Raw genomic sequence first — 18,888 nt, 5'->3', positions numbered from 1 at the left:
GGAGAATGAGATGCAGGAGCAGCAAGAGGTCTTGGCTGAAAAACCGGAGGGGCTTAATGAGCGGCGCAGCCAGGCAGGGCCGCAGACCCAGCGCTTCTTCTATTACACCTATGGCATGACGGTTGAATCCGATATTGAACTTCCCGAACTGATGCCGGTGCCAGCGTCTGCCAGTGCGGACATTTCCATTATTACGGCGGGTATTACCGAATCACTTGCTGATGCCACTTTCAGCGGGAAGTGGGTCCAATTGTCACCGAGTCAGTGTCAGCTGAATGTGCAGGGTATTGCGCGCTACCGCATCGAGGAGGGACGGCGCATCCTGGTCGATCGTCGTGTGCTTGAGGATGAGCGGGATGGCGTCCCCGCCAGGGATGTGCGTCAGTACCTTTTAGGCATGTCGTTAGGTGTGCTGCTCTACCAGCGCGACTGGCTTCCCATGCATGTCAGTGCGCTGCATACCCCGACTGGCGTGTGGGCGTTCACCGGCCATTCTGGCGCGGGCAAGTCGACGCTTGGTGCTTGGCTTCACTATACGCAAGGCTGGCCGATGATCAGCGATGACGTGGCGGTGATCAAGCCTGAAGATAGCCAGGCCTATCTATATCCCGGCCCCCCTCGCGTCAAGCTATGGAAGGATGCGCTTCAGGCCCTGGGCATCGACACCAAGGGGTTGATTCGCGATCTGACTCGGCATGACAAATACCACCTGATGGTGGATGAAGCCTTCCATAAGCGACCCGAACCCTTGAAGGCGCTGGTCATCCTGGAGCGTGCGGAAGAGGGTGAAACCGCTTCGCTTGAGCCTTTGAAAGGCGTGGAGGCCTTTCGCACGGTGATGGGGGCGCTTTATCGCCCCGACGTTGGTCAGGAGTTCAACAGCCCCGCGGCTCTGATGGCGCGTATTGCCCAACTGACCGACAGAATCGAGGTGTATCGCTATCGCCGACCATGGTCACTGGAAGACATGGATTCAAGTGTTGAAACTTTACTTGACTATATTAAAAGGGACGTGAAATGAATAATACGATTTCTCATAATGCCTTGATCGAGAAAAGCAAGGCTCAGATTTCTTCTTCCATCGATGATGAAGAGGCCGTGCTGGATACACAGGCGGGTATCTATTATTCCTTGAACTCGGTAGGTAGCTATATTTGGAAATATCTCGATACACCGAAAACCATGAGCCAGATTATCGAGCACGTCAAGTCTGAGTATGAGGTGGATGACGAAACTTGCCAGGCTTCTGTCGAGCAGCTGCTGCTGTCGCTGAAGGAATATCAGCTGATTACTATTCGGTGTGAATAAATGAGTCTTTTTTCAGGTTGGGTGGGAGCCCCGGGGGGGGCGGGCGACGCTACTGAAGAAAGAATGAAGCATGCTTTTTCGATCTTTACTGATGCGTCTTTGATTCGCCAGGCTGGCGACCGATTCTTGTTGTTACATACTTCCGATGTTCATGGGAGCGCCCTTGGCCAAGAGGGCGCCAATGGTCCGCTGTACACTGTTGGGAGTGTTAGGTTAGATAATGCGGATGAGTTGAAGGCTCAAATGGAAGATGATGCCAACGCGCTCACCTCGTTGGATTCCGTTATCCAATCCGCCTATCAACGCTGGAACGATATGTGCGTCGATCACCTGCAGGGTGACTATGCGTTCGGCCTATGGGACGACAGCAAGGGTGAGCTATTCTGTGCCAGAGACCGGCTAGGGATTCGCCCCTTATATTACCATAGGAATAGCGAAGGCTTGTGGTTTTCCAACAATCTTCGCGTGCTGCTCTCCTCGGTGGGTTACCTACCGGAAGTCAACAAGAAGAGAGCGATGCAGTTCCTGCAAGGCATTGAATCAGAAAGCTCTCTTACTTTTTTTGAGGGTGTTTTCCGGTTGCCGGCTTCGCATAGCCTGCGGTATTCCACTTCTGGAGAGCCTGCGGTTAAGCGCTATTGGCACCTTGGCCAGGATATACCGGCTGTCGGCGATAATCTCGATGAGAATGTCGAGCGTTTCCGAGAACTTTTCATCGGTAGCGTAAGGAAACGCCTGCCATCTTCCGGTCCGGTTGCCATTGAGCTGAGTGGAGGTCATGATTCGTCGGCAATCTGTGCGTCAGCGGTGCGCTTCGATAAGACCCGTCTGAAAACTTATTCGGCGGTCTTCCCGAGTAATGCTGAGTGCGATGAATCTGAGTTTATCGATAGCGTGGTTGAAGAGGCGGGGGTTCATAACGTTTCGGTCAATACGGATACACTCAGCGTGACCGATTTTTATGACCAAAGTATCCTCGCTCACGGTGACTGCCATCATGCCGCCAATATTCGTATCGTCATGCGAATTCAAGAGCTGGCCTCTGCCGATAGCTGTTCGGTAATTCTTAATGGTGTCGATGGTGACAATGTTGCCTCGCACGGTCTGTATCGTCTGGCCGAGCTAGCCACCCAGGGTGATTGGGAAACCTTCATCAGGGAAGTTAAGGCCGTGGCCGATATTTACGAGGCGTTTGATGATGAGCCTGAAGTTGGACTTTATAACAAGTTTGGAAAGGCTATATTAAAAGAAAAGACTGACAGGGCGCTCTCAATCGAATCCATAAAAGCGGTGTTTCTGCTTTCCAAGCATTTCGGGCTGAACCGAAAGTCGATGGTCAAGCAATACCTTGTCAAGCCAACGCTGAGACGATGGGGACTATTGAAAACGCCCAACAAAAAAACCACGCAAGCCCCTGCCTGGCAGGGGCGATATAGCGAGGATGAGCTAACGCAAAGCTTTATTGCTGAGTCGGACCACGTCAATTTCTCAAAGGCACATTATAATTCTATTAAAAGCATTCGTACTGAGCGCGAGGCACAAATGTTTGCCTTGGGAAATGGGGTGCTCGAAGCATATTTTGAATATACCCACTCCATTTCGGAAAAATATGGTGTGGAAACCCGGTATCCATTCATGGATGTCGAATTGATGGATTTTTGTCTGGGGTTGCCTGCCAACCACAAGCTGGATAATGGGTGGACACGATTGATTCTTCGCTCCTCCATGAAGGGTATCTATCCGGAAAAGATACGTACGCGCCGCGGCAAGTCGAATCTTGCTGCCAGCATCGGCAATGCAGTGACAGGGCAGTGCTTTGCTGATCTCAAGGGTGCGGCTCTGGATGCAGACGAGGAGATCTGGCAATACTTCAAGCCCGCCAGCGTCGTTAGTATGATCGAGCGTCATGATGCCTTGGAGAATGACCCACTACTTGCCCAGGAAATCCAGGCGAAAATCTGGTCAATCTGGTGCTTCAGGCGCTGGCTGATTCTCAAGGAAACCTATATTTGCTAATGAAAAAGCACTGGCGAAACGCCAGTGCTTTGAAAGCAAGTCGCTTTCTTACTGCCGGGACATTAAGAACCGGTCACGGAATCCACGCCGCTGACGGGTGAACCCTGCGGGACATCGGTCGCGCGGGTAGAAGCACTTGCCAAGGTGATTTCACCCACGCTACCAAGACGCGTTACACTCGGTTGGGTGAACTCAGCTTTCTTTTCCATGTCAAATATCTCCATTGTGTTGATTTGGGTTTTACCGCACGTCAATCGTAGCATAGCGTATCATTCAGTCAAGAAGGTAACCAGTAAGCGCTTGGCATGACTTCGCTAGTCTCTAGAGTACCAGAAATAAGATATTAACAAGGATTGAAGGCTTTCTTTTATTATTGTATTTTCCTCTTTATTCTTATTCAAGAGGTGTGCTGTGAACAAGTATGTTCGTGTTTTGCAAATGCCGTTGAAAAAGAAACTTCTCTTGTCTGAAGCGTTTGTATTGTTGCCTGCTGCATGGTTCGTGGTGAGGGTCTTGCCCTTCAAGTGGTGGTCGCATCATTTAGGTGAGGTAAAGCCTGGTGAAGAGATATTGGCAGACGAGACACTGGATACGCAAGCACTGAAGGAGTTTGGTTGGGCCGTCCGCAAAGTGAACCGTTTGTTCCGTGGAAACTATACCTGCCTGATGCTGGCCATGACCGTGCAGTGGATGTTGAATCGCCGCAAAATATCGAGCACGCTGGTGCTGGGAACCTTGATGGAAAAAGATCCTAGCGGTGCAATGGTCATGAAGGCGCATGCTTGGCTGAGGGCCGGTGAGCTTATCGTCGTTGGTGGCCATGGGGGGCGGTACAAGGCGTTATCTACCTATTTGCGAAAATATTGATAATGTTTTTTTCGTCTTTCTTGTTTATTAGGTTTAATAAAAATGCTAATTGAGCTTGGCTCAATTAGCATTAACAAGTTGCGGCTATTTGTTTGAAATTCTATTTAGCAAGACTTTCTTTAGCGCTCATCAAGATGATGTGACATCATCCAGCGTGGTGCCAGGAGGAGTCGGCGTGCCGATCGGCACGTCGGTCTGCGCACTGGCTGAAGTGGCAAGAGTAATGTCGCCCACAGACCCCATGCGCATAATTTCAGGCTGAGCAAAGGGCAGTTTCTTGGCGGGCAGGTTCGCTCTATCCATGATGTTCACCTCTCCTAACAAATTTATGAAGTTGCTTGCTTGCGTACCGCATGGACAATTTAGCATGCCCTGCATCTGGTTCAATAACAGTTACAATTTTTTTAAGTGTGATTTTGTTAATATTAAAGAAGGAGGTTTAGTCATCACTGCTTAGGTCGAAGCGGTTTCTTCTCCAGTAACTACTTGGTTGGTATCCATTTCAGTGTTATCGTGCCTTGCCGTATAGACGGTTCGCTTAGGTTTTAAAAAGTATTAAGAAACTAATCCTGGCACGGCTAAGAATTTGCACCTCTTCAGTTTTTCTGGATTGGTTATTTGGCTGTTTCTTCTTACGATGTCGATCTGCTGCAGGAAGGTTTTTTTTCATATTTCTGGTTCCAAATTTCTCGTTGGCAGGGCGGTGGGTATATAGATTTTGGATGAGGTTTTTTTCGCACCCCGGCATGTTTATGAATTTAAAAAGGTTTTTTTTGTGGTGAGTGCGGGGGGCTGGGAGTAAGAGCCGTCCAAACTAGAGAAAGTAGTATGACGTTATTTCCGTAAGACTTGTTTGAAACGAAAAGGCAGTGCAAGCTTTGGTGTTGTCGTACTAGCCTTGTGTTACCTTTCGTGAAGATTGGTTGCGCTGTACATGACTCATTTATACAGTTCTCAGTCAGCTGAGAAGCAAGGACGTTTCTATGACTACCAATGCCTCGCCCATAGCGAATGATAGAGTCCTGCAGCTCTTGATCATGCTTTCAAGGATTGAACTCTCGGATGAGCAAAAGGAGCAGGCTCTCTCCCTGTGTCGGGATGTTACGGATTGGGCTGGTGTTGCCTTGCGGGCCCGGCAGAATCTGATCCTGCCCCTTGTCTATCGTCATCTGCGCCAGCTACAGCCAGCCGGTCTAGAGGCACGCGAACTTGAGCAGATGCGGATTGCGGTCATGACGATACAGCAGCGCAGCATGCTGGTCATGTCTGCCCAGCAAGCCGTGCTCAAGGATCTGATCGAGCCGCTCGGCATTCCGGCAATGTTTTTCAAGGGTCCATCGTTGGCGATGCGTTACTACGATGAGCCTGCCATCCGGATCTCACGCGATATTGACGTCCTGGTGCCCCATAACGCCATGGTCAGGTTGCTGGAAACCGCGCTTCAGCTTGGGTATGTCCCATATGATCCTCAGCCATTGCAGGCCGACCCCTCGAGCCTGGCTTTCCTCGCCCGTACCCAGAAGGTGATTACCTTGATCTCTCCGCTTGGGGTAGGGATCGAGTTTCACCAGCGCATCGTTCGCTATGCTTCGGTCTACGACACGGAAGACCTGCTCACCAGGCGCGATGCGCTGCAGCTAGACCCCTTGAGCTATCCGGTGATGCCTACGGATGAGCTGTTTGTCTACATTTGTCTTCACCATACCAAGCATTTCTGGTCGCACTTGCACTGGCTGGTGGATCTGGATGCTATCCAGCGCCATCCTGATTTCTGCCTCGAGTCTGTCAGACGCTGTGCCGAGCGGCACGACCTGGTGGCGACTGTGGAAGCGTCGCTCGAGCTCTACCGGGCCATGTCGCAACCTTGTCCCTGGGAATACGAGCCGATTTCCGCTCAAGGGCGTGAGCTTCTGACGTCCAGCCTTGCGGCCATGGCCGGGGGGCTCGAGGTCGAGCACGCGATGCAGAAGAAGATGGCCACACCGGATTTCGCCTTTGCCTGGCAGACCACCCCTGCCCATCTGCTGCGCTGGAAGCTGCTCGGCTGGTTGCGCGTCTTCCGCCCCAGCTACGTGGATTACCACGACTGGCCATTGCCTTCCCACTGGCAGTGGCTGTATCGCCCCATTCGGCCCATGCGCGAATTTTTCCGGCGTAACACACTGTTTCGCAACTCCTAGTCACCACGACCCCAGGGCGCTGCCATGATTCGTCTGGAACGTATTTTTGCCCCGCTGCGCACGCTGCGCAGGATTTTTCCGCTGCTTTGGCAAAGCAGCCCCAAATGGACACTGTTAAGTTCGCTGTTGATGGCGGTCGAGATCTTCTTCGGGCTGGCCGTGCTGTTCCTGCTGAAGCGACTCGTCGATGTCGTCACCGTGATGCTGGGCGCCGAGGCGCCTGTCGATGGGATCGGCCCGGTGCTGTTGACGGTTGCGCTGACGGGGTTCTGTTCGCTGGGCTACCTGGTTGCCCGGGGCCTTTCCGCCCTGGCCCGGGAGGCCCAAGGGCTGATGGTGGCCGATACCATCGATCGTGAGATCCATCTGCGGGCGATTCAGGCCGACCTCGCCTTCTACGAGAGCCCACGCTACTTCGATACGCTGCAACGCGCACGGCAATCAGGCAACCAGCGGCCGGTCCAGGTCGTCAGCAACTTGATGATGCTTATCAAGAACAGCCTGATGCTGGCGGGTATCGTCGTGCTGATCACCACGATTAACTGGATGCTGTTGCCCTTGCTGTTCCTTGCCATCGTGCCGGCGCTGCTGGTGCGTATCCACTTCACCCGGCATCTCTATGACTGGCAGCGCCGTCGCACGCAGATGGAGCGCCGTTCCGGCTACATCGACTGGTTGCTCACTTCCGATATCAATGCCAAGGAGCTGCGGCTTAACCAGTTGGGGAATTACCTGCGTGACAGGTATACCGATCTGCGTGCGACCATCCGCCGCGAGCGCATGCACATCACCAAGCGTCGCACCAGCGTCGAGATTCTTGTCGCGGCGGCTGCCACGGCCGCTTTCTTTTCGGCCTTGGCCTTTTTGGCCTGGCAGACTTCCGTGGGAAGGAACAGCGTCGGTGATCTCGTGCTTTTCCTGCTGATCTTCCAGCGTGCGCAGGCGATGGGCCAGGAACTGGTTCAGCAGCTCTCGAAGCTGTATGAAGATCATCTCTACGTAGGCCTGTTGTTCGAATTCCTTGATGTCCGTCCGGTCATCGAAAGCCCCGAGCAACCGGCCGACACGCCCGTGAGCATGGCCAAGGGCGTATGCATGGAAAACGTCAGCTTCCGCTACCCCGGCACCGAGCGGGATGTGCTGAAGAACATCAATATCTCGATCCGGCCCGGTCAGATCGTGGCGCTTGTCGGCGCCAATGGGTCCGGCAAGACCTCCCTCATCAAGCTGCTGTGCCGCTTGTACGATCCTACCTCAGGTCGCATCACGCTCGATGGCATCGATGCCAAGGAGTACAGCCTCGAGGAGTATCGGCGTGTTTACAGTGTGATCTTCCAGGACTACGGCCGCTACGCCGACAGCGTTCGCGACAACATTCGCTATGGCGATATCACGCAGCCCGAAGATACGCCGCTGATCCAGAAGGCGGGGGTGAAATCCGGCGCCGACCCCTTTATCCAAAAGCTCGACAAGGGCTATGACACACCGCTGACGCGCATGTTCGACGGTGGCTGCGAGCTGAGCATCGGTCAGTGGCAAAAGGTAGCCTTGGCCCGCGCTTTCATGCATCAGTCCCAGGTCATCATCCTTGATGAGCCGACCAGCGCGCTCGACCCCGGTGCGGAGTTTGAACTGTTCCAGGATTTCCGCGAGCGAATCGATCACCGGGCGGCATTGATCATCAGTCACCGCCTGTCGACGGTGCGCATGGCCGACTACATCTATGTGCTCGACCAGGGGGTAATCCGCGAGCAGGGCACCCACGACGAGCTGATTCGCCAGCAGGGGATGTACCACGACCTTTTCAGCCAGCAGGCGTACCACTATCGCGAGGTGGAGGCTTGAGGGCCTTCATCTCGCTGAAAGTTTCTATATGAGGGTAACTTCACATAGAAAGCGTTCGACATGTTCCGCCGGGCCTTGCCCGGCCGGCGTGTCATTCCTTAGGCGGATCAAAACGGCGCCAGTGCGCCTTGTCTTCATTACATGCGGATGACAGATTCGTGATAGCTCATACCCGACGCCTTACCCAGAGCAAATTCGTGCGCAATGTCGCCATCGTTGCGACGGGCGCCGCAGGCGCACAGGCCATTACCATGGCCTTCTCCCCAATCATCACTCGCCTTTACGGTCCGGAAGCCTTCGGCGTGCTGGGCACCTTTACCGCCATCCTGGCCGTGTTGACGCCCCTGGCGGCATTCAGCTACCCCGTCGCGATCGTCCTGCCTAAGCAGGATGCCGATGCCATCGGCCTGGCCCGGCTGTCGCTTGGCATCGCACTGGTAACTTCCTTGCTGACTGCATTGGCCCTGATGGTGTTCAACGATGCGTTTGTCGCAACGTTCAATCTACAGGCCATCGAGCCGTTTATCCTACTGCTGCCCATGGCGATGTTCTTCATGGCCTGCAAGGCGGTGATGAGTCAATGGGTTATTCGCAAGAAGCTATTCAAAATCAAGGCCAAGGTGGCAGTGCTGCAGGTGCTTTGGCTCAATACCGCCAAGGCGGGCATCGGTATCTTTGCACCCATTGCCGCCGTGCTGATCGTGCTGGCAGCCTTGGGCAGCATGCTGCATGCCTTCATGCTGTGGTCCGGCATTCGTCATCACCCGGAGGGCAGGATGGCATGGGCGCGTACGGTCTCCGACGAGCCCGGCGCAAGCAGCCGGGAGTTGGCCTGGAGGCATCGTGATTTTGCCTACTATCGCACTCCCCAGACCATGCTCAACGCTGCGTCGCAGAGCATGCCGGTGCTGATGCTGGCTGCTTTCTTCGGGCCTGCCGCCGCCGGTTTCTACTCGCTGGGCAAGCTGGTACTCGGCATACCCACCACGCTGATCGGCCATTCCGTGGCCTCCGTGTTCTATCCCCGCATCAATGAGGCGATTCACAACCGAGAGGATCCCCACAAGCTGCTGATCAAGGCCACCGGCTACCTGGCCGTGATCGGCCTGATTCCCTTCGGGCTGGTGGTGGCCCTCGGTCCCTGGCTGTTCAGTCTGGTATTCGGTGCTCAGTGGCATACGGCAGGTGAGTATGCCCAGTGGCTGGCGCTGTGGTCCTATTTCGGCTTCATCAACCGTCCTAGCGTTGGGGCGATACCCGTGCTCCAGCTTCAGGGTCTCTTTCTGATCTACGAAGTTTTCAGCGTCGCCCTCCGTGTGGCCTCGCTGGCGATCGGGTTTTTCGTCTTTGAGAGCGCCCTGGCTGCCGTCGCGCTGTTCAGCCTGGTGAATGTAACGCTAAATGTGTTGTTGATCCTGGCCACGCTGATGGCGGCCGCCAAGTACAAACACGAGAACGCCCGTTAAGCGATCTTGTTTCGAAGGTGTTGCTGGGGGCGGGCAGGGCGTGGAGCCCCGCCCGCCAGCAGTTTCAGGCGCCCTTGCGCCGGGGCGTTCCGGGTTGGCTTGAACGGATAACGTCAGGTCAAGGTGGCGCAGGTGGGAGGCCAGGGACCAGCAGCTCATCCAGGGCGTGCTGCGCCTGCGTCTGCCACGCCCCTGGCAAGGCGGCGGCCTTGGCCAGCGCCTGGCGTGCCTCACCGCGTTCGCCTTGTTCCTTCAACAGCAGCCCAAGGTTCAGCCAGGCCACTGCGAGGTCGTCGCGCTGGCGCGTGGCATCGCGAAAGGCAACGATGGCGCGCTCGCTGTTACCGGCCTGGTGCAAGGCGTTGCCAAGCGCAAAATGACCCATGGCCGAGGCCGGGAAGCGCTTCACCAGCGCCTGCCAGGCTGGCAGAGTGGCCTGCGGGCCCTGAACCTGTTCGTAGGCGGCAATCGCTTCCATGGCGCGGTATTCACGGATGCCTTGAGGCAGCGTGCCAGGAGGCAGTGCGACGAAGGCCCAACGATCGCTGCGCGCCCAGGTGGCATCGAAGCGTCGGAATGACTCTTGGCGCTGGGCTTCCTCGCCGCTGTGCAGCGTCATCGTACTGGTCGGCAGGTCATAGCCGATGGCAACGGCGTAGTGCCACATCGGCCAGGCCGGCAGCGAGAGATTCTGCATCACCACCACCGGGTGCCCGGTGGCAAGTTCGGTCAGCAGGGCATCGAAGGTATTGTCCAGCACAAAGGGTATGCGCCCATGGCGCCGGGTGGCGGCTAGCATCTCGGGCTGAACGCTACCCTCGCGACCCGGTATGAACACCTGAGGGATCAAGGTTTCAACGGCGACGTCGATGTCCGCATGATTCAGCACCATTGCCAGGGAGGCGGGGCCGCACTGGAAGTCACGTTGCGCATGAAACGGTACGTCCTGAATCAGTCGCTGCGGGGGGATCGCCTGCGTTGTCGTTTCGGCCAGGCGCGGCGACATGGCGCATCCCGCCAGCATCAGCAGCGTCAACAGAACAACGCCCGCAAGGCGGGCGTTGGTGTGTAGCCAGGTGGGTTGTTGCGTCATGGGAACATGGTCAGCGCGTGAAGGGGAATACGTTGGTCAGCCCGAGGATGTCGGTCACCAGCAGCACGATGAAGACGACCAACAGAGCGCCGACGACGCTGGCCCCAGCGGGAAGCTGTTCGAGCTGTTCCGCCATCAGGCGAGCTTCTTCGTCGGTCAGGGCCGCTACGCGTGCGTCCACTTCGGCCAGGTCGACGCCTTGGGCGATAAGCTGTTCCTGCACCTCGGTGCGTGACAGGATCTCCTGGATGCGCTCACGGTCGGCGTTCTGGCGCTCGGCGCTAAGCGCCGCCTGGGTGCTGATCAGCGAAGTGCCTGGGGAGGGGGCGGCTACTGCCGTGAGGCTGCCCAGCACCAAGGCAAGGATAAGAAAAGGCGTAAGAATGCGGCGCAGTGAAGTCATGGCTAAATTCCTTCTTTTTTGGGACTCGAGCTTCCGGCGGTGACGCATGCCCGCTCGTGATGAGTGAGACGGCAGTGACCTTGCTCAGCGATGCCTTATTAGTATAAGCAAATTTGGTGCGAGGTTTCATGCCGTTGCATTCCACGCCGCGGATTGCTGAAATTCGCTTCGTTGCGTGGACCGCTCAGCCCACGCGGTAGGAGAGCGACATTTCGGCGAGAAGGCCGCGTCCCCCGGCGAGAGTCAGCGCCAAATCGTGTACGCCTTCCCAGGGGGGGACGCTGCCGGCCCCCTTGATGGCCAGGTCCAGGCGCTGGGCAAACAGCAGCAGCTTGTGCAGCCGCCGGGTGGGCAGACGCGCCACGGCCTGCTGGTAGGCGGGGCGCCGCTTGTCGAAGATGGCCGGCTTCTGAGCCTTGCAGGCGTGCTCGAAGCTCTGTCCCTGTTCGAGGTGCTGGTGCAGCGAGAGCAAGGTGCGCAGCTCCCGGGTCAGCGCCCACAGGATGATGGGTACCTCGACGCCTTCGCCGCGCAGCCCCTGCAGGATGCGCGACACGCGGCTGCGTTCGCCCTTCAGGCACGCGTCCGCCAGCGTGAAGACGTCATAGCGGGCGCTGTCTTCGACCCCCCCGGTAATCTGTGCGGGGCCGACGCGGGCTCCCTGGGGCAGCAGCAGGGCAAGTTTCTGTAGCTCCTGGTCGGCCGCCAGCAGGTTGCCCTCGGTGCGCTCGCCCAGCAGGCGGGCGGCGTCGAGGTCGAGAGTCAGCCCGTGTCGTTCGGCACGGTCGCGCAGCCAGAAGCCCAGCCGCGAAACGTCCACCGGCCATACCGGCACGAACAGCCCGAGCTTGTCGAGCGCCTGGAACCAGGCGCTCTTCTGCTGGCGATAATCGAGCTTGCCCATGCTCACCAGCAGTACGTTGTCGCGGTTGCCAGGTGTGTCGGCGTACTCTTTCAACGCCTTGGCGCCCTCCTGGCCAAGGCTTTGGCTGCCTAGCCGCAGTTCGATCAGCTTGCTCGAGGCGAACAGCGACAGGCTGGCCGCCGACTCATGCAGCCGGCCCCAGGCGAAGTTGCCTTCCACATGCAGGATCTCGCGCTCCTCGATGCCCCGCTCGCGGGCGGCGGCGCGTACGCTGTCGCACGCCTCCATGTGCTGCAGCGGTTCCTCGCCGGCCACGATCACCACCGGCGGCAGCTTCTTGGCCAGCGCCTCGGGCAGCTTGTCGGCAAACACCTTCACCGCGGTGACCGCCGCGATTCGACTGGCTCAGCCATTGTCCAAGGCTCGCAAGCGCTCGACCAACTGGCGCACCAGGTCGCGTCGTAGTTCCTGACGCACCTCCTCGCGCAGCTCGTCGTGGCCGAGCAGGTTGTCATCGTTGAGCACGAAGCGCACTTCGGCCTGCGCTTGCTGCTGCGCTAGGGCATAAGCGCCATCGCGGCGGCGCTGAACCGAGAAGGGGACACGCAGCACAGCTTCCATTTCCCGGGGGCCGCGATCGAGAACGCCCAGTTGACGCTCCTGGTACTCCTCGGGCCCCAGGTTGACCACCAGGGGGGCCTGGTCATGTACCCGGGTGCCGGCCGAGGCCAGCCTTGCGACCAGTTGGCGTGCCAGTTCGCTGTCGCTCCCGGCCACGCCAAGCTCATCGATGATGGCCTCCTGCGTCTCCCAGCCGCGCAGGCGAAAGCCGCAGCCGGCAAGGCTGAGGCTGCCTGCGGTGGCCAGGAACAGGCCGAGGAAAGTGCGTCGCTGCATGTGCCGCTCCTTGCTTACCCGACGACGATATTGACCAGCTTGCCTGGCACCACGATCACCTTGCGCACCGTCTTGCCCTCGATATGGCGCTGCACGTTCTCGGCGGCGAAGGCGTCGGCCTCGATGGCCTCCTTGGGCGCGTCGGCGGCCACTTCGATACGGGCGCGCAGCTTACCGTTGACCTGCACGACGAGCTCGAGGGTGTCGCGGGCCAGCGCCGATTCGTCGACCTTGGGCCAGGTCGCGTCGATGGCGGGCTCGGCATGGCCCAGCTCGCGCCACAGCGCATGGCAGGCGTGGGGCGTGATCGGGGCGAGCAGCAGCACACAGGCTTCCACGGCCTCGCGGGCCACGGCCAGCCCCAGGGGTGAGGTATCGTCGAACTTGCCGAGCGCGTTGGAGAGCTCCATCACCGCCGCGATGGCGGTGTTGAAGGTGGTGCGCCGGCCGATGTCGTCGCTGGCCTTCTTGATCGTCTCGTGAGTCTTGCGGCGCAGTTCACGCTGGGCGTCGTTTAGCGCAGCGGTGTCCAGCGCCCCCGGCTGGCCGGCCTCGAGGTGCTCGGCCTCGATGTGTTCAAAAACAATGCGCCACAGGCGCTTGAGGAAGCGGCTGGCGCCCTCGACCCCGGAGTCGGACCACTCCAGCGACTGCTCGGGCGGAGCGGCGAACATCATGAACAGGCGCACGGTGTCGGCGCCGAAGCGGTCGATCATCGACTGCGGGTCGACGCCATTGTTCTTCGACTTCGACATCTTCTCGATGCCGCCCATCTCCACCGGCTGGCCGTCACTGATGAGCACGGCGCTGACCGGGCGGCCCTTGTCGTCGCGCTTGACCTCCACGTCGGCGGGGTTGAACCACGCCTTGCCGCCGTTCGGTGTCGTGCGGTAGAAGGTCTCGGCGATCACCATGCCCTGGGTGAGCAGGCGCTGGAACGGCTCGTCGACCTTGACCAGGCCCAGGTCGCGCATCAGCTTGGTGAAGAAGCGCGCGTAGAGCAGGTGCAGGATGGCGTGCTCGATACCGCCGATGTAGAGATCCACCGGCAGCCAGTAGTCGGCACGCTCGTCGAGCATCGCATCCTGGTTGTCGGCACAGCAGAAGCGGGCGAAGTACCAGGACGACTCCATGAAGGTATCGAAGGTGTCGGTCTCGCGCACCCAGCCGTCGCCCAGCTCGTAGAACTCGGGCATGCGCTTGAGCGGCGAGCCGGAAGCGTCGACGGTGACCTCCATGGGCAGGGCGACGGGCAGCTCCTCGTCGGAGAGCGGCACGGTCTGGCCTTCGGGGCCGTACTTGACCGGAATTGGCGCGCCCCAGTAGCGCTGACGGGCCACGCCCCAGTCGCGCAGGCGGTAGTTGGTCTTCACCTCGCCGCGACCCAGTTCGGCGAGCCTGCCGGCGATGGTCTCGAAGGCGGCATCGAAGTCGAGGCCGTCGAACTCGCCGGAGTTGATCAGCCGGCCATACTCCACGTAGGCACCTTGCGAGAGATCCGGCGCCTGGCCGCACTCGTCGGCAATGACCGCCTCGATGGGCAGGCCGTACTTGGTGGCGAACTCCCAGTCGCGCTGGTCATGGCCGGGAACGGCCATCACCGCGCCGGTACCGAACTCCATCAGCACGAAGTTGGCCACGTAGACGGGCACCTCGCGGCCGGTCAGCGGGTGCACGGCCACATGGCCGGTGGCCATGCCGCGCTTCTCCTTGGTGGCCATCTCCGCCTCCGAGGTGCCGCCCTGGGCGCACTCCTCGCAGAAGGCGGCCAGCTCGGGGTTGCTCTCGGCCGCGGCCTTGGCCAGCGGATGACCGGCCGCCACCGCCACGTAGGTCACCCCCAGCAGCGTGTCGGGGCGGGTGGTGTAGACCGACAGCGGCTCGGCCGCGCCACCGTCCACCGTCTTGATGTCGAACGTGAGCTCCACGCCGCGCGACTTGCCGATCCAGTTGCGCTGCATGGTCTTGACCTGCTCCGGCCACTCGATCTTGTCGAGATCCGCGAGCAGCTCATCGGCGTAGTCGGTGATGCGCAGGAACCACAGCGGGATCTCCTTGCGCTCCACCAGCGCACCCGAGCGCCAGCCGCGCCCCTCGATGACCTGCTCGTTGGCCAGCACGGTCTGGTCCACCGGATCCCAGTTGACGGTGGACATCTTCTTGTAGACCAGCCCCTTCTCCACCAGCTTGGCGAAGAACCACTGCTCCCAGCGGTAGTAGCTGGTGTCGCAGGTGGCGAACTCGCGGCTCCAGTCGTAGGCGAAACCCAGCGCCTTGAGCTGGTTGCGCATGTAATCGATGTTGTCGTAGGTCCACTTGGCCGGCGGCACCCGGTTCTGGATCGCCGCGTTCTCGGCCGGCATGCCGAAGGCGTCCCAGCCCATGGGCTGCATCACGTTCTTGCCCTGCATGCGCTGGAAGCGCGAGACCACGTCGCCGATGGTGTAGTTGCGCACGTGCCCCATGTGCAGCTTGCCGCTGGGGTAGGGGAACATCGACAGGCAATAGAACTTCTCGCGGTTGGCGTCTTCCACCGCCTTGAAGCACTGGTTCCGGTCCCAGAACTGCTGGGCGTCGCGTTCGATTTCGAAGGGCTTGTACTGTGCGTCCATCGGCTTTCGCAATGACCTTAGAGTGTACGGGCACGGCCGTGCCGTGCGGGTGCGCAGAAATTGTCCGGCGTCATTCCCGATCGGCAGCCGTACGATAAAACGTTGAACTGACGGCGGGATGGCGTCTAAATGGTAACCAAGGATACCCCAGTAGGGCATGCCCGGCCATGCCCGGCCCATGCCGAAACCGGTTCGAGGAGATGACCATGAGCGAACGTCCCGACTCCCATCGCGAACATCGGCTGCGCGAAGGCTACGAGCGTATGCTGGCACGGCTGCGTGAGGGCGCCGACGACCTGACCTGGGAGAACCTGCAGCAAGAGCTGGACGAGGCCGTCGAGTTCGAGGCCGAACTCGAGGAGTTCACCAAGGACGAACTGGCTCTGCTGCGTGCCTGGGTCGAGCGCGACCTGATCGACATGCGCCGCTACCTGCGGGCTGGCGGGCGTGGCGTGGCCGCCTGGCTGGGCATCGATCTCGACCAGCTCTCGCGCAAGGTGGTGGACTCGCTGTTCTCCATTGCCGACCGCAGCATCGTCGACAACGAGCGGCTCAAGGAGGATCTGGAGGCCGCCCGGGCCGACTACTGCGAGGGCGAGGTGGCTGCTCCCGGGCGCATGGCCTGCGTGCACTGCGACGCGGTGGTCGACCTCGAAGGCGTGACCCGTATCGAGCCCTGTCACCAGTGCGGCCATCGCTACTTCTACCGTGTGTCGCAATAGCCCCGTCTGACATGTCTTGTGCGACATAGTCCGTCCGATATAGTCCGTCCGACGCTGCGGGCCGGCAGCTGCCGGTCCGCGCTTCCTCGCTGCCGTTCGGCCAGGCCTGTCACAGCCAGGCGTCGAGCAGCATGATGGCCCCCACCACCAGCGCGCTGAGCACCAGGGCATAGCCCAGGTTGAGACGCATCATGCGATAGCCGCTGATGCCGTAACGCCCCTGCAGCGACAGGTTGATGCCCGACAGCGGCCCCACCGAGGTGCCCACGGCCCAGGAGGCCAGCGCCGTAAAGGCGAACAGGGTCGGTTCGCTGCCGCGCAGATCCAGCATCGAGGCCAGCACCGAGACGCCGATGATCGGGTGCAGGCCGGCCACGGCGCTGAGGACGATGGCTAGAAAGCTGATCACGGCCTGGAGCGCGCCAAAATGGGCGAACAGCCGCCACTCGCTGCCGGTAGCGGCGGCCACCAGGGTGGAGAGGCCCAGCGTCAGCAAACCCGCCGAGAGAAACAGGGCGATCTCGCCGCGCATCGCCGGCAGCCGTGTCAGGCTGTGCTGGTGCACCCGGTGCCAGGTCCAGCGCGGCCCGGCGGGCAGGTTGCTGGCCAGCGCCACCGCCGGCAGCAGGAAGGTGATGATGCTGACGATGCCGAGCTCAGGCGTCAGCTGGAAATGGAACAGCATCACCAGGCCGGCCATGGCCACCGGCATCAGCAGGCTGCGTGGGGAGAGCGAGAAGCCCGCCACCTCGGCCAGGTCGAAGCGGCGCGACAGCTCGAACGTGGTGAGTGCCCCGCTGACAAGCGCCAGGGGCAGGCCGATGGCGAGGATGCGTGAATACTCCATGCCCGGCGCCAGCGTCATCACCACGCCCATGGAGGCGAAGAAGGGCGACCACAGCGCGGCGCTGGAGAGGCCGCGATTGAGCGCCAGCAGTTGGGGCGTGCTCAGCGGGGCGCGGCGGGCCAGGCGGTCACCGATCATGAACACCGTCGACAGATTGAGGATGGTGCCGAGCAGGTGCACGCCGAGCCAGGTGCCGGCAGTGCCTCGGCGGCCGGTGACCGGCCGGCCCAGGGGGCGCGACGAGCCGCTGCGGTTGCCGATCAGGCCGATGAAGCTGACCCCAACCAACATTGCCACCACATAGGTATTGCCGCTGGTGATCGTCGGCCAGGCGACCGGCGCGCCGTAGTGCCAGCGTGAGACGATCAGCAAGCCCAGCCCGATGACGGCCAGCGCCCCGGCCTGCCAGCGGGTACGCCGGGGAATGTCGCGCCACAGCAGCAGCGTGGCCAGCCACAGGGCATAGCCGACCCCATGCGGCAGCAGCACGATCCCGCCGAAGGCGAGTATCTGCTGTACCAGCCCGACCAGGATCAGTACGCCTGCCAGGGCATGGCGCAAGGGCATCGGTGACGAGTCGGGTGGGGACACGATGGCTCTGGGCTCCGGCGAGTCGGGACGGTGTGCCTGCTTTGTGAGCAGTCTAACAATATCTTCCTATCCCCCGCGACTCGCCGCGTCACGCGCCTCCTCCAGCAGGGAGAGCATCGCTCGTGCGGCGTTGGAGAGCGTGCGGCTTCGGTGCACCAGGTAGCCCAGCGAGCGATGGATGGGCGGGTGCTCCACGTCCAGCTCGTGCAGCTCTCCCGCCACCATTCGCTCCGGCAGCAGGCTCCAGCCCAGGCCGATGGCGGTCATCATCTTGAGCGTTTCGAGATAGTTGGTGGCCAGCGCCACGGGCAGGGTCAGGCCGGCAGCGGCGAAGCGCGACTCGATCAGCGTACGGGTGAAGGTCAGCGGTCCGGGGAGCACGGCATCGAAGGTGCACAGCTCATGCAGCGTAAGCCGCCCATGCCCGGCCAGCGGATGGTCGTGGGCGCAGACGAAACACATGCGATCCAGCCACACCGGCACCACGTCGAGCTGCGGGTCGGGATGTGGCGCCAGGGTTACCACGGCCAGCTCCAGCTCACCGTCCAGCACCCCTTGATAGGCCAGCTCCGAGTCGAGGAAGCGCAGGTCCATGCGTACCTCGGGGTGGGCCTGGGTGTAGGCCTTGAGCAGCGGCGGCAGGCGGTGCAGGCCGATATGGTGACTGGTGGCAAGCGTCAGGCTGCCGGCCACCTGGCCTTCGAGATTGGTCAGCGCACGCCGGCTGTCGTCCACCATGACGAGGATTTGCCGGGCGCGGGGCAGCAGCACCCGACCGGCTTCGGTAAGGGTGACGCGGCGGCCGATGCGGTCGAACAGCCGCGCGCCGATCTGGTCTTCCAGGGTGGCGATGCGCTTGGAAACCGCCGGCTGGGTCAGGTGCAGCTGCTCCGCGGCGCGGGAGAAGCTGCCGCTGTCGGCCACGGCGAGGAAGGCTTGCAGGCTTTGGGTATCCATCTCTCGTTTGTATTCCTTTATGGAATCCAATAAATAAATAACATGAATTGATTTTATGGGCGAGCCGCGCAAGACTGCAATCACTCGGCCATGGCGATGCAGGAAAGAAGTAGCCTTGGCATGTCGGGGCTTTGCCGGCGACAAGGTCTTCGAGGAGGCGCTGTGAATCCATCCCTGGACGCTACATTTGCCATCCATGGCAAATGACCTCCTCTCCGA

The 18,888-nt window shown here is 60.1% G+C and carries 16 protein-coding genes; 8 read left to right on the top strand and 8 right to left on the bottom strand.

Translation table 11 applies throughout. From position 1 onward, the window contains the following. The first annotated feature begins 10 nt into the window (after positions 1-10). The 4 genes from ACT7B3_RS10760 to ACT7B3_RS10745 all read left to right on the top strand — a co-directional run bounded on the left by ACT7B3_RS10760 (position 11) and on the right by ACT7B3_RS10745 (position 4,191). Entirely contained in the window at positions 11-1,021 is a 1,011-nt protein-coding gene (locus ACT7B3_RS10760) for a hypothetical protein (protein ID WP_445157942.1), read from the top strand. Then, on the top strand, positions 1,018-1,308 hold the full coding sequence (locus ACT7B3_RS10755; RefSeq protein WP_445157941.1) for a PqqD family protein: 291 nt from the start codon (positions 1,018-1,020) through the stop codon (positions 1,306-1,308). Before ACT7B3_RS10760 ends, ACT7B3_RS10755 begins: the two co-directional genes overlap by 4 nt. Continuing rightward, positions 1,309-3,324: an asparagine synthase-related protein gene (locus ACT7B3_RS10750; protein ID WP_445157940.1), complete on the top strand. Its 2,016-nt coding sequence runs from the start codon at positions 1,309-1,311 to the stop codon at positions 3,322-3,324. A 411-nt stretch (positions 3,325-3,735) separates the two neighbouring features. Then, entirely contained in the window at positions 3,736-4,191 is a 456-nt protein-coding gene (locus ACT7B3_RS10745; RefSeq protein ID WP_445157939.1) for a lasso peptide biosynthesis B2 protein, read from the top strand. Between the two features lie 129 nt (positions 4,192-4,320). On the opposite strand, the gene ACT7B3_RS10740 is transcribed toward ACT7B3_RS10745, so the two are convergent. Next, positions 4,321-4,494 (bottom strand): hypothetical protein, encoded by a 174-nt coding sequence (locus tag ACT7B3_RS10740; RefSeq protein ID WP_444677388.1) that lies wholly within the window; start codon positions 4,492-4,494, stop codon positions 4,321-4,323. A 680-nt stretch (positions 4,495-5,174) separates the two neighbouring features. Here ACT7B3_RS10740 and ACT7B3_RS10735 point away from each other — a divergent pair. From ACT7B3_RS10735 to ACT7B3_RS10725, 3 genes are all read left to right on the top strand, one after another. After that, the gene (locus ACT7B3_RS10735; RefSeq protein ID WP_445157938.1) at positions 5,175-6,371 is read left to right on the top strand and encodes a nucleotidyltransferase family protein; all 1,197 of its coding nucleotides are present in this window, start codon (positions 5,175-5,177) and stop codon (positions 6,369-6,371) included. 24 nt (positions 6,372-6,395) lie between these two features. Next, positions 6,396-8,216, top strand: a complete 1,821-nt coding sequence (locus tag ACT7B3_RS10730; RefSeq protein WP_445157937.1) for an ABC transporter ATP-binding protein — start codon at positions 6,396-6,398, stop codon at positions 8,214-8,216. A 251-nt stretch (positions 8,217-8,467) separates the two neighbouring features. Beyond that, positions 8,468-9,682, top strand: a complete 1,215-nt coding sequence (locus tag ACT7B3_RS10725) for a lipopolysaccharide biosynthesis protein (protein WP_445157936.1) — start codon at positions 8,468-8,470, stop codon at positions 9,680-9,682. Positions 9,683-9,800: 118 nt separating this feature from the next. Here ACT7B3_RS10725 and ACT7B3_RS10720 read toward each other — a convergent pair whose 3' ends face one another. From ACT7B3_RS10720 to leuS, 5 genes are all read right to left on the bottom strand, one after another. Next, positions 9,801-10,775, bottom strand: coding sequence for a PA2778 family cysteine peptidase (locus tag ACT7B3_RS10720; protein ID WP_445157935.1), 975 nt, complete (start codon positions 10,773-10,775; stop codon positions 9,801-9,803). A gap of 10 nt (positions 10,776-10,785) precedes the next feature. After that, complete coding sequence (locus tag ACT7B3_RS10715; RefSeq protein WP_444677397.1) at positions 10,786-11,178, bottom strand: PA2779 family protein; 393 nt, start codon at positions 11,176-11,178, stop codon at positions 10,786-10,788. Positions 11,179-11,362: 184 nt separating this feature from the next. Continuing rightward, complete coding sequence (gene holA / locus ACT7B3_RS10710; protein ID WP_445157934.1) at positions 11,363-12,421, bottom strand: DNA polymerase III subunit delta; 1,059 nt, start codon at positions 12,419-12,421, stop codon at positions 11,363-11,365. A 27-nt stretch (positions 12,422-12,448) separates the two neighbouring features. Further along, complete coding sequence (locus ACT7B3_RS10705; RefSeq protein ID WP_445157933.1) at positions 12,449-12,940, bottom strand: LPS-assembly lipoprotein LptE; 492 nt, start codon at positions 12,938-12,940, stop codon at positions 12,449-12,451. A 14-nt stretch (positions 12,941-12,954) separates the two neighbouring features. After that, on the bottom strand, positions 12,955-15,552 hold the full coding sequence (gene leuS, locus ACT7B3_RS10700; protein WP_445157932.1) for a leucine--tRNA ligase: 2,598 nt from the start codon (positions 15,550-15,552) through the stop codon (positions 12,955-12,957). Positions 15,553-15,758: 206 nt separating this feature from the next. On the opposite strand from leuS, the gene ACT7B3_RS10695 reads away from it, so the two are divergent. Further along, positions 15,759-16,274, top strand: coding sequence for a zinc ribbon-containing protein (locus ACT7B3_RS10695; protein ID WP_086508751.1), 516 nt, complete (start codon positions 15,759-15,761; stop codon positions 16,272-16,274). 109 nt (positions 16,275-16,383) lie between these two features. On the opposite strand, the gene ACT7B3_RS10690 is transcribed toward ACT7B3_RS10695, so the two are convergent. Next, the gene (locus ACT7B3_RS10690; RefSeq protein ID WP_445158870.1) at positions 16,384-17,688 is read right to left on the bottom strand and encodes a hypothetical protein; all 1,305 of its coding nucleotides are present in this window, start codon (positions 17,686-17,688) and stop codon (positions 16,384-16,386) included. 90 nt (positions 17,689-17,778) lie between these two features. Further along, on the bottom strand, positions 17,779-18,669 hold the full coding sequence (locus ACT7B3_RS10685; RefSeq protein ID WP_445157931.1) for a LysR family transcriptional regulator: 891 nt from the start codon (positions 18,667-18,669) through the stop codon (positions 17,779-17,781). Between the last annotated feature and the right edge of the window lie 219 nt (positions 18,670-18,888).

The sequence above is a fragment of the Halomonas sp. E14 genome, from assembly GCF_052568415.1.
This window is presented reverse-complemented; position numbering and strand designations above follow the sequence as displayed.